We start from the raw sequence: 14,664 nt of genomic DNA on the forward strand, positions 1-14,664 counted from the left end.
CTTAGGCTTCGGTCGCGACGATCTCGCGGCCGTTGTAATGGCCGCAGGAGCTGCAGAGGTTATGCGGCAGCTTGAGCTCACCGCAGTTCGGGCACTCCTGGAAGCTGGCCGGGCTCAGCGCATGGTGGCTGCGGCGCATGTTGCGCTTCGAAGGCGAGGTTTTTCTCTTGGGAACGGCCATTGCGGCACCTGTCTCGTGATCACAAAAAAAGATGCGACGAACCTCGCCATTCCGGCGGGCACGAAGCCCACGGCGGCGAACGGTCGTCGCGAACGATGCGGCCTATAGCGGAAAGCCGCGCCGACGCAACCCGCTAGGCGGCGGCCAGCACGCGGTCACCAACAAAGGGATTGCTGGCCCGCTCCCGCCCGAAGGTCGAGGCCGGACCATGACCCGGCAGGAAAACGGTGTCGTCGCCCATCGGCCACAGCTCGCGAACCACCGAATCGATCAGGTCCTGGGTGTTGCTCAGCGGAAAGTCGGTGCGGCCGACCGAACCGGCGAACAGCACGTCACCGACGATCGCCAGCGCGGATTCGGGGTGGTGGAAGACGACATGGCCGGGGGTGTGGCCGGGACAATGATGGACGGCCAGGGTCAGCGCCCCGACCGTGACCGTGTCGCCGCCGGTCAGCCAGCGGTCCGGCTCGAACGTCTTGGCTTGGATCCCGTAGTTGCGCCCGTCCTCCTCCAGACGGGCGATCCAGTAGCGATCCTGCTCTTCCGGTCCTTCGATCGGGATGCCGAGTTCCGCCGCCAGCATCCCGGCCTGGCCGCAATGATCGATATGGCCGTGGGTGAGCAGGATCTTCTCCGGCGTGACCCCGGTCTGCCGAATCGCGTCCATGATCTTGGGCAGGTCGCCGCCGGGATCGACGATCGCGGCCTTGTTGGTCGCCGTGCACCACAGCAGCGTGCAATTCTGCTGCAGCGGCGTCACCGGAATGATCGCCGCGCGCAGCGGCGGTTCGGGAGTATCGGACATGCCGCCGGCCTTACGGCTGCGCGGGGGCAGCCTCAAGCGTTGCCATTTCCGGCGGCTGGCCTTTCAGCGCCCGGGCGGTCGCCTCGGCCCCGCGCAGCGCGCGAAGGACGTTGCCCCCGGCCAGCTTGGCAAGGTCCGCATCGCTCCAGCCGCGGCGGATCAGTTCGGCGAACAGCTGCGGATAGGCATCGACGCCGGTCATCCCATCGGGACCGAAGGGAATGCCGTCGAGGTCGGCGCCGATTCCGACATGATCGTGCCCGGCGACCTGCGCCACATGGTCGATATGGTCGGCGACGATCGCGACCGTCGTGGCGGGCCGGGGGTGCGCCGCGATCCACGACTTGACCCCCGCTTCGACCGCCGCCTGACTGCCCTTGTTGAGCTGCTTCAGCCGCGCGGTCTCCGCTTCCTGGTCGGCCTGCCACTCCAGCACCTTCTGGTTGATGAAAGGCGGCACCCAATTGACCATCACCACCCCGCCGTTCGCCGGCAACAGCCGCAGGACGTCGTCGGGCACATTGCGCGGATGGGTGTTCAGCGCCCGGGCCGACGAGTGGGAGAAGATGACCGGCGCCCTGGAGGCCGCGATCGCCGCCTTCATCGTCTCGGCCGAGACGTGGCTGAGGTCGACCAGCATCCCCAGCCGGTTCATCTCGCCGATCACCTTCAGTCCGAACGGCGACAGCCCATGCCACTTGGGCTCGTCGGTGGCGCTGTCGGCCCATTCGGTGGTCTGGTTGTGGGTCAGCGTCATGTAGCGCGCACCGGCGTCGTAGAAGAGACGGAGCGCCGCGAGGCTGCCGCCGATCTGCCGCCCGCCCTCGATCCCGATCAGCGAGGCGACCTTCCCCTGCCGGTGGATTCGGACGATGTCGTCGGCAGTGCGGGCAATGGCGAGGTCATTGGGATAAGCCGCGACCAGCCGGTGCACCGTGTCGATCTGTTCGATCGTGTCCTGGATCGCCTGCGGGCCGGTGATGGTCCCGTCGATGTAGACCGACCAGAAGATGCCCCCGACCCGGCCGGCCCGAAGACTCGCCATGTCGGTCATCAGCGGGTGCGCGCGGGTGTCCGTCCCGCTCGCCAGCCCGCTCACGTCCAGCTTGTAATTCTCGCGCAGCTGCTCGGCGAGGTCGTTGTGCCCGTCGATCAGCGGGGTCGCCTTGAGGACCCGGTCGATCCGCTTGGCGACCGCGGGATCGATCGGCTGGGCGGTGGCGGAAGTGGCGAGGAGCGAGGCCGTCGCCAGTGCAAGGAAGAAGCGCATGGGTGCGACTTTACGGGCTCGCAACGAAGCGTCAAACGCCAAGGAGTGACCGAGCCCTTCCTGCTGTTCGACGACGCCCGCGCCGGAGGCTCGCCCGCGCGGCTCTATCGTGCGCCCCACCGGATCATCATCGCCCGCTATCTCAACGAAGTCGCCGATGCGCTCGGCCAGTTGCAGGCCGCCGTTGTTGGGGGCGCCCATGCCGCGGGCTTCCTCGCCTACGAAGCCGGAATAGCGCTGGACGACGCGCTTGCCCCGGCGGCCCGCGAGAGCAGCGATCCGCTGCTCTGGTTCGGCCTGTTCGACAGCTATGAGGAGATCGACGCCGCTTCTTTCCTGCCAAGCTCCGACGGCGGCTGGGCGAGCGCCCCTCGACCGCGGCTTGCGCGGTCCGACTATCTCGCCGCCGCCGCCCAGGTCCGCGAGCATCTGTTCGCCGGCGATTTCTACCAGGCCAATCTCACCTTCAACTATGACGTGAGCATCGCAGGAGAGCCCCTCGCCCTCTACGCCCGAATGCGGCAAGCCGGTGCGGCGAGCTGGGGCGGCATCGTCAGGCATGAGGACGGTTGGCTGCTGTCGTGCAGTCCCGAGCAGTTCTTCACGCTGCGGAACGGCGTCATCGAAGCCAAGCCGATGAAGGGCACCGCACCGCTCAGCGCGCCGCCGGAGGAACTGACCGGCGACCCCAAGAACCGCGCGGAAAACCTGATGATCGTCGACCTGCTCCGCAACGACCTTGCCCGCGTGGCGGAGCCGGGCAGCGTCGAGGTCCCGGAGCTGTTCAAGGTGGAGACCTACCCGACGCTGCGCCAGATGGTCAGCCGGGTGACGGCGCGGCTGCGCCCCGGGCTGGACGCCGTCGACGTCCTTCGCACCATCTTTCCCTGCGGCTCCGTCACCGGCGCGCCGAAGGTGGCCGCCATGCTGGCGCTGCGCCGGCTCGAACGGGAGCCGCGGGGCGCTTACACCGGCTCGATGGGGTGGATCGATCCCAACGGCGACGCCAGCTTCAACGTGCTCATCCGGACCCTCGTCATCGGACGGGACGAGCACCAGGCCCGGCTGGGCCTCGGTTCCGGGCTTGTGGTCGACTCCGACAGCGGCGATGAATGGGCCGAGTGCCTGGCCAAGGGAGCCTTCGTGACCGCCCAGCAAGCAAACGTCGACCTGATCGAGACCATGCGCTTCGACCCGCGCGAGGGCGTGCTGGAACTCGACCGCCATCTCGACCGGCTCGGTTCCTCGGCCCGGGCGCTGGGCTTCAACTACGACCGCCACGCCGCCCGCAACGAGCTTCAGGCGGCCACCTTCAGCCGCAAGCTGCCGGGTGTGGCGCGGCTGCTGCTGTCGCCGACCGGGGTCATGGCGGTGGAACTGCGCGGTTTGCCGGCGGCGGCCCACCCGCCAGTGCCGGTGGCGTTGCGCCCCCTACCCGTGGCGCCCAACGATTTTCGCCTTCACCACAAGACCACCGATCGCGCCTTCTATGACCAGGCGCGCGAGGACGGCGGCGCGTTCGAGACGCTGTTCGTGGATCAGGACGGCAAGCTGACCGAGGGCACTTTCACATCGCTGTTCGTGGAACGGGACGGCAAGCTCCTCACCCCGCCCGCCAGCCGCGGCCTGCTGGCCGGCGTGCTCCGCGCGAAGCTGCTCGACGAAGGCCGGGCGGTCGAAGCGGACTTGACGCCGGGGGACCTCGAAGGCGGATTCCTGATCGGCAACATGGTGCGCGGGCTGATCCCCGCGCGGCTGGCCTAGGCCGCCAGGGGGAAGCGCAGCAGCCGGTCGGCGATCGGGATCAGCGCGGCCGCGCCGCCGCCGACCTTCTTCATGATCTCGGGATGATGTGCGTCCAGCCCGCCGGTCAGCGCACCGAAGGCGGGCAGAATCAGCTTGGACCCGCTCGCCACGAAGCAGCGCCGCGACACGTTCTTGCCGCGCAGCTGCAGCCGCAGCTTAGGGTGGTAATGGCCCGACAGCTCCGGCCGGGCGTCGTCGGGCTGCGCCTCATGGCGGAGGATCAGTCCGTCGACGGCAATCTCCTCGACCAGTCGGCCGCCGCAATGATCGGCGAAGCCCGGGTCGTGATTGCCGAGGATCCACACCCAGTCGAGCCGACCGGTCATGCCCAGCAACAGGTCGCGCGCCGCTTGCGGAAGCCGGTCGCAGCCGAACTTGTCGTGGAAGCTGTCGCCCAGGCAGTAGAGCGTGGTCACGCCCGTCCGCTCGACCAGTTCGGCCAGCGCGCTCAGCGTGGCGATGCTGTCGTAGGGCGGCAGGAACTGGCCCAGCTTGGCGAACCAGCTCGCTTTCTCAAGGTGCAGGTCGGCGACGAGCAGCGCCTGCCGCGCCGGCCACCACAAGGCGCCCTGCGGCTCGGCAAGGAAGTCGTGACCGGCGAACGAAAGCGGAACCATCAAGCCGCCTGTGGCGCGAAACGCCTGCTATTCCAAGTGGGTAAAGTGGTCACGCAAGCTGCGGGCGTCGTGCAGCGCATTGTGCGGCACGACGCTGTTGCGGGCGGTGGAGAACCCCGGCAGCCGGACGAAGCGGAAGGTCAGCCGCGGCACCCGCACGATCTCACCGGAGCCGGTCATGATGAGGCGGCAGAACAGCGAAATATCCTCCGGCCAGTCGGCGATGATCTCGACCTCGTCCAGGCCCGCCAGCCATTGCGACAGCAGCTCGGCGGCCTCGTGAGTGTCTAGCGGATCATGCTTGTGCGGTTCCGGAACCGTCCAGAAGTAAGGCGCCACGTGCCGCTCGACCCAGTCGGTCAGCGGGCGTTCGTGCTTGATGACGACGTAGAATTCCTCGCCGCCGTCCTCCGGCACCAGCGCGAGGCTCAGCAGCGGGCCGTTCCACCCGTCATATTCGCAATCGAGAAAGTAGCGCATCGGACGGCTGTAGCCGGCCCGACCGCTCAGCGCACCTGTGGCATCTCGGGCCGGGGCGGACAGGCTTCGCCACGGCTAGTCGCCTTGCGGCAGGCCTTGTCCCAGTCCCTGAGCGCGCGGCCGTAGCGCTCCTCCGCCTCGCGCATCTGCCGACCGCGCTTCTGGTCGGCCTCCGACTGGCTGGTGGTCGCGAGGTCCACGCCCTTGGAGACGACCTTCACGGGCAGGGTGACCACGTCCACCGCCGTACTGGCGACGGCGCAGGCGGACAGGAGCGGCAGGGCGAGGACAGGCAGGAAGCGCATGCGGCGTGGTCGCCTGTCGGACCTTGCGGGCAGATGAACCACGCTAATCCTCGCGCATCGCTTCGGCAGCCAGTGCCTCGGCCTCGATCAGCAGGCTGTCGTCCGCCTCGCCGCCCGCCGGCAGCGCTTCGCGCCCGACGATCACCATCAACGGCACCGCCATCGGCGTCACTCGGCTGGCCGTCACATGGACCATCTGCGCCTGCGCCCGCTCCACCAGCCGCGCCAGCCGGCCGAGTTCGGTCATCCTGGCCCGCGCATCCTCCCATGCCGCCTTCATCAGCAGGTGGTCGGGCTCATATTTCCGCAGCACGTCGTAGATGAGGTCGGTTGAGAAGCTGACCTGCCGGCCCGTCTTGCGCTTGCCAGGGTGCTGCCGCTCCACCAGCCCGCCGATCACCGCCACCTCGCGGAACGCGCGCTTGAGCAGCATGGACTGCTCGACCCACTCGACGAACTCACCCTCGAGGATGTCGGGCGACAGCAAGGGCGCGGGATCGTCGATCGGCTCCAGCCCGTAGACCGCGATGGCATAATCGTTGGCGACGAAGCCGAGCGGCTTCAGCCCCGCTTTCTCCATCCGCTTGGTGATCAGCATCCCCAATGACTGGTGCGCGTTCCAGCCTTCAAAGCTGTACATCACCATGTAGTGCCGCTTCTCGAACGGGAAGGTCTCGACCAGCAGTTCGTCCGGTTGTGGCAGCCGGCTTCGGCGGCCCTGCACCTCCAGCCATTCGCGGACGTCGTCGGGAAAGCGATGCCACTCCTGCGGCGAGGCGAGGAAGGCGCGAACCCGGTCCGCCAGGTGCGTCGTCATGCTCATCCGCTGGCCGCCATAAGTGACCAGCCGCGCCTCCTTGGCCGACGCCCGGACGACAATGTCGCTATCCTTGAACCGCTCCACCTCCAGGCTGAGCCCGGCGAAGAAGATGTGGTCGCCGACCGAGAGCGTCGAGGCGAACCCCTCCTCCACCCGGCCAAGCATCCGGCCGTTCTTGAAGCGCACGTCCATCATCGGATTGTCGACGATGATCCCGGCGTTCATCCGGTGCTGCACGGCGACCGCGGGCTTGGTGATCCGCCAGTGGCCCGAACCCGGCGGCTCCTCCGTGAGCCGGCGGAACTTGTCATAGGCCTTCAGCGCATAGCCACCCGTAGCGATATACTGGAGGACGCGCTCGTAGACTTCCTCCTGAAGCCCCGCATAGGGCGCCGCCCCGCGCAATTCGGTCAGCAGCTCGGCCTGCTCGAACGGCGCCGCGCAGGCGCAGGCGAGGATGTGCTGCGCGAGCGTGTCCAGCGTGCCGGGACGGAAGATTTCCGGATCGAGCTCACCGGCGTCGATCGCATCCAGCGCCGCCCGCGCCTCCAGATATTCGAAGCGATTGCCGGGGACGATGGTGCCCTGGCTCGGCTCATCCAGCCGGTGGTTGGCGCGGCCGATCCGCTGCAGCAGCCGGCTCGATCCCTTGGGCGCGCCCATCTGGATGACCAGCTCGACGTCACCCCAGTCAATTCCAAGATCGAGGCTGGACGTGCAGACCAGCGCGCGCAGCCGACCGTCGGCCATGGCTCCTTCGACCTTGCGCCGGGCTTCCAGTGCCAGGCTGCCGTGGTGGACCCCGATCGGCAGGCTCTGCTCGTTGACCTTCCACAGGTCCTGGAAGATCAGCTCGGCCAGACTGCGGGTGTTGCAGAAGACGAGCGTCGTCTTGTGCGCCTCGATCAGCTCCATCACCTGCCGCGCGGCGTAGCGGCCCGAATGGCCGGACCAGGGGACGCGCCCGTCGGGCACCAGGATCGACAGGTCGGCCGGAGCGCCCGGATCGCCGATGACGAGGTCGACTTCGCTCTCGTCCGCGTCGGGCGCCAGCCAGCCTCTATAGGCGTCGGGGTCGCTGACCGTGGCGCTCAGGCCCACCCGCCGCATCGCGGGCGCGATCCGCTGCAGCCGCGCCAGACTGAGCGCCAGCAGGTCGCCTCGCTTGTCGCGGGCGAAGGCGTGAATCTCGTCGATCACCACGTGTCGCAGGCTCGCGAACAGGGTGAAGCTGTCGGGATAGCTCAGCAGCAGGCTGAGCGATTCAGGTGTGGTCAGCAGGACGTGCGGCGGTCGCGCCCGTTGCCGCGCCTTGCGGTCGGATGGCGTGTCGCCGCTGCGGGTTTCGACCCGGATCGGCAGGTCCATCTCGCCGATCGGGCCGAGCAGATTACGCTGGACGTCGACGCCGAGCGCTTTCAGCGGCGAAATGTAGAGCGTGTGCAGACCGTCGAAGTTCGGCTGCTCGGCCAGCTCGCACAAGGTGGGCAGGAACCCGCTGAGCGTCTTGCCGGCACCCGTCGCGGCGACCAGCAGGGCATGCCGTCCGGCCCGCGCCCGCTCAAGCATCGCCAGCTGGTGCCGTCGCGGCGCCCAGCCCCGGCTTGAGAACCAGTCGGCGATGACGGGCGGAAGTTCAGTCCCTGTCAGAGGCCGCTGCCCGGTTCATTCTCATGCGCGCGCTGCTCCGCCCGATAATTTTCGCGCGTGCCACGCTCCGTCTCGTCCAGGCTGGTCGTCGCCTTGCGATTGCGCATGATGGCCCAGGCGATTGCCAGCGCAAGCAGGATCGGGCCGAGCACGACCACGATGGTCCAGTAATTGACGTCGCTGCCTTCGGCCATGTTCAGCTCCCTGATCTCGTTACGGGGCGGAACCGTCCGCCGTCTACCGTGGTATAAGCCCGCATGGCACGCCTCGGTTCCTGGATTCAGCCCCACCCCGAGGGCATCTATGTCGCGCCGGCCGACGCCTGGATCGATCCTTCGCAGCCCAAGGAACGGGCACTGGTCACCCACGGCCACGCCGATCACGCGCGCGGCGGGCACGGGCAGGTGTGGGCGACGCCCGCGACGCTGGCGATCATGGGCGTTCGCTATGGCGACCAGAACGGCTGCCCGGTCGAATATGGCCAGAGCGTCACCGTCGGCGAGGTGGAGGTGAGCTTCGTCCCCGCCGGCCATGTGCTGGGGAGCGCGCAGATCATCCTGGACCATGGTGGCGAGCGGGTCGTCGTGTCGGGCGACTACAAGCGGCGGGCCGACCCGACCTGCGAACCGTTTCTGCCGGTCCCCTGCGACATCTTCGTCACCGAGGCGACCTTCGGCCTACCCGTCTTCCGCCATCCGGATGCGGGCGGCGAGATCGACCGGCTGCTCGCCCGCCTGGCCGACAATCCCGACCGTTGCGTCGTTGTCGGCGCCTACGCGCTCGGCAAGGCGCAGCGCGTGATCAGCGAAGCGCGTCGCCGGGGCCATCATGCGCCAATCTACGTCCATGGGGCGCTGGAACGCCTCAACACCCTTTACCAGGACTGGGGCGTGGACCTGGGCGAGCTTCGGCCGGCCACCGGCGCCAGCAAGGCGGAATTGGCCGGACACCTCGTGATGTGCCCGCCCGGCGCGCTCAACGACCGCTGGTCACGGCGCCTGCCCGACCCGATCACCGCGATGGCTTCCGGCTGGATGCGGATCCGGCAGCGGGCGAGGCAACGCAATGTCGAGCTTCCGCTGATCCTGTCCGATCACGCCGACTGGGACGAACTGACCGCCACCATCCTGGAGCTTCGGCCCAAGGAAGTATGGATCACCCACGGCCGAGAGGACGCGCTGATGCACTGGTGCATGACCCGCCAGATCAAGGCCCGCGAACTCAACCTCGTCGGTTACGAGGACGACGAAGAGGACGGTTGAGCGTCAGCTCTTCAGCGCCGCCTCGAGTTGCGGCTGGAGTGCGGCCCAATTGGCCGTCTGGTCCAGCAGCCTGCCGTTGAGGACGAACGACGGCGTTCCCTTGAACTCGGGCCACTGGTCGTTGACGCTGCTGGTCGCCGCCACCTCGCGCTCCATTGCCTGGCGGTCGGCCAGGCACTGGTTGCTCCTGGCGCTCGGCAGTCCGTGCTGGGCAGCCAGTGTCTGCAAGCCCGAGCGCTCCGCCATCTGCTTGACCACCTGGTCAGCGGGCAGGGCCTGAAGCTGGGTTAGCTCGGCTGGGGGCAAGGCCTCGATCTTGCCCATCCAGCTCTTCTGGTCCTTGTACATCGCCTCGGCCAGCGGGAAGAAGCCGCGCGGTCCGTTGCAGCGGGCGATGAGGTTGGCGGCGAGGTCGATCGGTCCGTGGATCAGATAGGGCCGGATCTCCCAACTCAGCTGTCCGCTCTTCACCAGGTCCTTGAGGTGCGGAACGCCCTCCACGGAAAAGCGCTGGCACACCGGGCAGCCGAGCGAGGCGATCTCCGTCAGCTTCACCTTGGCGTTCGGGTTGCCGAGCACATAGCCGTCCTGCGTCGTATTCACGACGTCGAGCCAGCTGCCGCCCGGCGGCGGGCTGGCCTGCGTGATCTTGATCGGCTGTTCGGGCGTGGCGGGGGCGGAGCCGGCCGCATCCTTCTTGCAGGCGGCAAGCCCGCCGAGGCTGAGCGCCAGCGCGGCCGCGGTGACGAGACGATGATTCATGAACAACACTCCGCTTAATCGGCCTGCTCGGCGTAGACACGAATGAGCCGCTGAAGATAATCGCGGCTGTTGTACAGGACAGAGGCGCGCACCCGCTCGTTCAGACCGTGGACGCCGTTGCCGTCCGGGTCACCGAAATAGCCGCTGATGCCGTAGGTCGGGATGCCGACGGGGGTGAGGAAGGCGCCGTCCGTCGCGCCGGCCGACATGATGCGCACCAGCGGCACGCCCGGGAACATCTGCTTGGCCAGCGTTTCGGCGGGGCCCAGCACCTTGGGGTCGAGCGGCGGCGGCGGAGCGGGCGCATTGCGCACCTCCCGCAGGCTGATCGCGACCTTGGGATCGTTGATGACCTTGGCGAGCGTCTGCCGCACCTCCTCGGCGCTGGTGCCGGGGAAGATGCGGCAATTGACGTTCGCCCGCGCCCGCTGCGGCAGGGCGTTGGTGGCGTGCCCGGCATCGAGCATGGTCGCGACGCAGTTGGTGTGAAGAATGGCGTTGTTGTCGGGATCCTTCTCGAGCACCGCGCGCGCCGCCTCATCCTGCGGGTTGGCAAGCAAGGCGGTGATCGCCGCCCGCTGATCGGGCGCGCGGGTCGGGGCAACGCGGGTGTAGAAGTCGCGGGTGGTGGCGCTGAACGCGACCGGGAAGCGATAGCCTTCGATCGCCGTCAGCGCATGGGCCAGGTGGTAGATGGCGTTGTCGGGGACCGGGCGCGAGCTGTGTCCGCCCGGATTGGTGACCTCCAGCGTGTAATTCTGGCTGAGCTTCTCGCCCACCTGGATGCCAAGGAACAGCGGCTTGCCATTCTCGTCGAGCTTGCCGCCGCCGCCTTCGTTCACCGCGAAGGCCGCGTCGATCAACGCGCGCTGGTTCTTGGCGAGGTATTCGGCACCATTGAACGCGCCGCTGGTCTCCTCGCCGCAGGTCAGCGCCAGCTTGAGCGTGCGACGCGGCTTGTACTTCTCGCGCGCCATGCGGGCGAGCGTGTCGACCCAGATCGAGGCCATCGCCTTGTCGTCGGCCGAACCGCGGGCGTAAAAATTGCCATTCTCCTCCACCAGCGTGAAGGGATCGCGGGTCCAGTCCTCACGCTTGGCCTCGACGGTGTCGATGTGGGCCAGCATCAGCACCGGCCGGGCGGTCGCCTGGCGCCCCGGATAGACGACGACCAGACCGCCCTCCTTGGGGTGGGCCGGGTCGGCGAACAGGTGAAGGCCGCTGTCGGGAATGCCGGCGTTCTTGAGGTAGGCAGCCATCCGCTCGGCGGCGAGAGTGCAGCTGCCCGACGACAGGGTCGTGTTGGTCTCCACCAGCTGCTTGTAGAGCGCGCGGAATTCGACCTGGTCGGGGCGGAGCGGCTTGGCGGCAGTGGCGGGCGCCTGCGCGAGCGCTGGAGCGGCGGTCGCGGAAAGCAGGGCGAAGGCAAAGGTCGAGCGGACGGACATGGTGGTTTCCCCCGAAGCATTCGGCGCTCGAACCGCGCCGTTCGCAGCGGAGGCTAAACCGCTCCCCGGCCAAGCGCCAGAGCGGAGTTCCCGTCGCTTGTCGATGGCCGGAGCATCCTTGTCGAAGCAGCGCGAAGGTGACGCTTTACACGGCTTGGGCTTGGCCTAGACAAAGGCCAGTTTCCTGGAGGCAAGTCTCACATGTTCAAGCACTTATTGTTGGGCGCCACGGCGGCGTCCGCGATCCTGGCGACCGGTGGCGCGGCCGTTGCCAAGCCGGCTCCGGCGCATCACTCGGCCACTGCCAGCACCGCCAAGCCGCAGCTCGGTACCTGGGGTGTCGATCTCGCCGGCATGGACAAGTCGGTGAACCCCGGCGACAGTTTCTACAATTACGTCAACGGCACCTGGGACAAGAACACGGAGATCCCGGCCGACAAGTCCAGCTGGGGCGGCTTCGGCGTGCTTCGCGACCTGTCCGACCAGCGCACCCACGACCTCATCGAAGACATCGCCAAGACCGGCGGCCCGGCCGGCAGCAACAACCAGAAGATCGCGGACCTTTACCGCAGCTTCATGGACGAGGCCGCGATCGAGCAGAAGGGCATCGCCCCGCTTCAGCCCTACCTGGCGCGCATCAACGCCATCCAGACGCGCGGCGACCTGGCGTCGACCATGGCCTGGGCCAACCGCAGCGGCATCGGCGGACCGATCCGCGCCGGCGTCCAGCAGGACCTCAAGAACAACAGCCAGTACGCCATTTACCTGGCCCAGGGCGGCCTCGGCCTGCCCGACCGCGATTACTACCTCGACACCACCAACCCGAAGTTTGCCGAAGCGCGGACCAAGTACGTCACTCACGTCGGCAACATGCTGCGCATGGCGGGGGTGACCGAGCCCGAAGCCCGCGCCCAGCGCATCTTCGATCTCGAGAAGCAGATCGCTCAGGTGCAGTGGAGCCGGGTGCAGTCGCGCCAGGTCGAGAAGCGCTACAACCCGCGCACGCTGGCCGAGCTCAAGGCGCAGGCCCCCGGCATCGACTGGGACGGCTATTTCCAGGGCACCGGCCTCGGCGCTCCGGAGCGGGTCATCGTCAGCCAACCCGAGGCGATCATCGGCTCGGCCAAGCTGATCGCGGACGCCCCAATCGACACGTGGAAGGATTACCTCACCTTCCGCACCATCTCGGCCGCCGCGCCGATGCTGCCCAAGGCCTTCGTCAACGAGAATTTCGACTTCTACGGCAAGACGCTGTCGGGCACCCCGCAGCTGCAGGAGCGCTGGAAGCGCGGCGTCGGCCTCGTCAACGGCGCGCTCGGCGAAGCGGTCGGCCAGGCCTATGTCGAGCGTTATTTCACGCCAGCCACCAAGGCCAAGATGGATGAGCTGGTCCAGAACCTGATCAAGGCGATGGATCACCGGCTCGCCAACCTGACCTGGATGGCGCCCGAGACCAAGGCCAAGGCGCGGGTCAAGCTCGCCGCCTTCACGCCCAAGATCGGTTATCCGACCAAGTGGCGGGACTATTCGGCGCTGAGCGTCACCAATGGCGATGCCGTGGGCAACCTGTTCCGCGCCACCACCTTTGAGTTCAACCGCAACCTCGCCAAGATGGGCAAGCCGGTCGATCGCACCGAATGGGGCATGACCCCGATGACGGTGAACGCCTACGCCAACCCGACCATGAACGAAGTGGTGTTCCCGGCCGCCATCCTGCAGCCGCCCTTCTTCGATCCGAACGCCGACATGGCGGTCAACTATGGCGCGATCGGCGCGGTGATCGGGCATGAGCTCAGCCACCACTTCGACGACCAGGGCCGCAAGTACGACCCGCAGGGCAATCTGTCGGACTGGTGGACGGCGCAGGACATCAGCCGATTCAAGGTCGGTACCGACAAGGTCGTTGCCCAATATGGCGCCTATGAGCCGATCAAGGGCAGCCATGTGAACGGTGAGCTGACGCTCGGCGAGAACATGGCCGACCTCGCTGGCCTCAACGTCGCTTACGACGCCTACAAGATGAGCCTGCACGGGAAGCCGGACCGGGTCATCGACGGCTACACCGGCGACCAGCGCTTCTTCCTCGGCTTCGGCCAGGTGTGGCGCAACAAGATGCGGGAGGCGGCGCTGCTCAACCAGCTGACCACCGATCCGCATTCGCCAGGGCAGCTGCGCCCGAACGTCGTCCGCAACTTCGACGCCTGGTACAAGGCGTTCAACGTGAAGAGCGGCGCGCTCTACCTGCCGCCGGAGCAGCGCATCCACATCTGGTAAGCACTTCTTCGCCGAGGTGACAAACCGGTCGGAGCCACCGCTCCGGCCGGTTTTTCCTTATGGGGCGATTACCGTCAGCGCGCCTGGCCGAATCCGATAGTCGAGCGGCGTCGCCAGATGCTCGGTCTCGCCGTCGGTCGCCACCGCCAGGTGACTGCGGTGGGAGACGACCCGCAGCCGGGTGACATCGTCCAGGCGGATGAGGTCGTCGGGCCGTGTGCGCCCCAGCAGGGCACGCACCATCGCGCCAAGCAGCCCGGCGCGGCCCTGCGAGCGAAGCACCATCACGCACAGTCGCCCATCGTCGAGCGTCTGGCGCTTGCCCGCTTGCGGCAGCACGAGATCGTAGTCGTTGTTGCCGACGAACAGCAACGGCGTGTTCACCGTCGCCTGTTCCGCGTCGTTGATCGTCAGGCGCAGCCGGTGATGCCGGAAGCGTGCCAACGTGCGCGCGCCCGCGACCAGCATCGCAAGCTTCTTGGACCGCCCGAGCCGTTTCTGCTGGGCCTCACGATCGAGCACCATCAGTGGATAGAGGCCGACCGCACTGTTGTTGATGAACACCCGGCCGTTGACCTCGGCGACGTCGACCTTGCGGCGGCGGTCACTCCCCAGCAGCCGGACCGCCTCTTCCAGCTCCGTCGGAACGCCGAGATCGCGGGCGAAATGGTTGAGCGTGCCAAGCGGCAGCACCCCAAGCGGCACCTCGCTCCCGGCCAACACACCGGCAACTGCGCTGATCGTCCCATCGCCGCCGCCCGCGGCCACGAACGGCCGGCCCTCGTCCCGCGCCGCGGTGGCGCGGCGAACGCACTCCTCGCCATCAAGGGCGATGACCTCGGCGGTCAGGCCAGCCGAGCGCAGGGCCTCGGAAACACGCTGTTCGACATCGTCACCGGCGCTGCCGCCACCGCGGTTGAGAATGACGAGACCTTGCATCGCCTCCGTAACGAGCCGCATGCGCAGCAAGGTTCAACGCAGGTG

The 14,664-nt window shown here is 67.7% G+C and carries 14 protein-coding genes; 3 read left to right on the forward strand and 11 right to left on the reverse strand.

Translation table 11 applies throughout. The annotated features are described in order from the left end of the window. Window position 1: 1 nt before the first annotated feature. From rpmF to M8312_RS09245, 3 genes are all read right to left on the reverse strand, one after another. A complete protein-coding gene (rpmF, locus tag M8312_RS09235) occupies window positions 2-181 on the reverse strand; it encodes a 50S ribosomal protein L32 (protein ID WP_250117415.1) in 180 nt (59 codons plus the stop codon). A gap of 133 nt (window positions 182-314) precedes the next feature. Then, window positions 315-986, reverse strand: a complete 672-nt coding sequence (locus M8312_RS09240; protein WP_284070173.1) for an MBL fold metallo-hydrolase — start codon at window positions 984-986, stop codon at window positions 315-317. A gap of 10 nt (window positions 987-996) precedes the next feature. Next, the gene (locus M8312_RS09245) at window positions 997-2,256 is read right to left on the reverse strand and encodes a dipeptidase (protein WP_250117416.1); all 1,260 of its coding nucleotides are present in this window, start codon (window positions 2,254-2,256) and stop codon (window positions 997-999) included. 45 nt (window positions 2,257-2,301) lie between these two features. On the opposite strand from M8312_RS09245, the gene pabB reads away from it, so the two are divergent. After that, a complete protein-coding gene (pabB, locus tag M8312_RS09250) occupies window positions 2,302-4,020 on the forward strand; it encodes an aminodeoxychorismate synthase component I (protein WP_250117417.1) in 1,719 nt (572 codons plus the stop codon). Here pabB and pdeM read toward each other — a convergent pair. Genes pdeM through M8312_RS09275 form a run of 5 tightly spaced genes read right to left on the reverse strand, consistent with a single transcriptional unit; the run spans window position 4,017 to window position 8,128 of the window. Beyond that, a complete protein-coding gene (gene pdeM, locus M8312_RS09255) occupies window positions 4,017-4,679 on the reverse strand; it encodes a ligase-associated DNA damage response endonuclease PdeM (protein WP_250117418.1) in 663 nt (220 codons plus the stop codon). The genes pabB and pdeM overlap by 4 nt on opposite strands. Before the next feature lie 27 nt (window positions 4,680-4,706). After that, window positions 4,707-5,159, reverse strand: a complete 453-nt coding sequence (locus M8312_RS09260; RefSeq protein WP_250117419.1) for a hypothetical protein — start codon at window positions 5,157-5,159, stop codon at window positions 4,707-4,709. 26 nt (window positions 5,160-5,185) lie between these two features. After that, entirely contained in the window at window positions 5,186-5,464 is a 279-nt protein-coding gene (locus tag M8312_RS09265) for a hypothetical protein (protein WP_250117420.1), read from the reverse strand. A gap of 43 nt (window positions 5,465-5,507) precedes the next feature. Continuing rightward, complete coding sequence (locus M8312_RS09270) at window positions 5,508-7,934, reverse strand: ligase-associated DNA damage response DEXH box helicase (RefSeq protein ID WP_284070213.1); 2,427 nt, start codon at window positions 7,932-7,934, stop codon at window positions 5,508-5,510. After that, a complete protein-coding gene (locus M8312_RS09275; RefSeq protein WP_250117422.1) occupies window positions 7,931-8,128 on the reverse strand; it encodes a hypothetical protein in 198 nt (65 codons plus the stop codon). The genes M8312_RS09270 and M8312_RS09275 overlap by 4 nt, the downstream gene beginning before the upstream one ends. 63 nt (window positions 8,129-8,191) lie before the next feature. On the opposite strand from M8312_RS09275, the gene M8312_RS09280 reads away from it, so the two are divergent. Continuing rightward, a complete protein-coding gene (locus M8312_RS09280) occupies window positions 8,192-9,196 on the forward strand; it encodes a ligase-associated DNA damage response exonuclease (RefSeq protein WP_250117423.1) in 1,005 nt (334 codons plus the stop codon). 3 nt (window positions 9,197-9,199) lie between these two features. On the opposite strand, the gene M8312_RS09285 is transcribed toward M8312_RS09280, so the two are convergent. Both M8312_RS09285 and M8312_RS09290 read right to left on the reverse strand, forming a co-directional pair. After that, entirely contained in the window at window positions 9,200-9,958 is a 759-nt protein-coding gene (locus M8312_RS09285; protein WP_250117424.1) for a DsbA family protein, read from the reverse strand. Window positions 9,959-9,972: 14 nt separating this feature from the next. Continuing rightward, a complete protein-coding gene (locus M8312_RS09290; protein WP_250117425.1) occupies window positions 9,973-11,406 on the reverse strand; it encodes a M20/M25/M40 family metallo-hydrolase in 1,434 nt (477 codons plus the stop codon). Between the two features lie 201 nt (window positions 11,407-11,607). Here M8312_RS09290 and M8312_RS09295 point away from each other — a divergent pair, with 201 nt between their 5' ends. Next, a complete protein-coding gene (locus tag M8312_RS09295; RefSeq protein ID WP_250117426.1) occupies window positions 11,608-13,680 on the forward strand; it encodes a M13 family metallopeptidase in 2,073 nt (690 codons plus the stop codon). 57 nt (window positions 13,681-13,737) lie between these two features. Here M8312_RS09295 and M8312_RS09300 read toward each other — a convergent pair whose 3' ends face one another. Continuing rightward, window positions 13,738-14,640, reverse strand: coding sequence for a diacylglycerol/lipid kinase family protein (locus M8312_RS09300; protein WP_250117427.1), 903 nt, complete (start codon window positions 14,638-14,640; stop codon window positions 13,738-13,740). Between the last annotated feature and the right edge of the window lie 24 nt (window positions 14,641-14,664).

Origin of the sequence: Sphingomonas sp. KRR8, assembly GCF_023559245.1 — a bacterium.
Lineage (GTDB): Bacteria > Pseudomonadota > Alphaproteobacteria > Sphingomonadales > Sphingomonadaceae > Sphingomicrobium.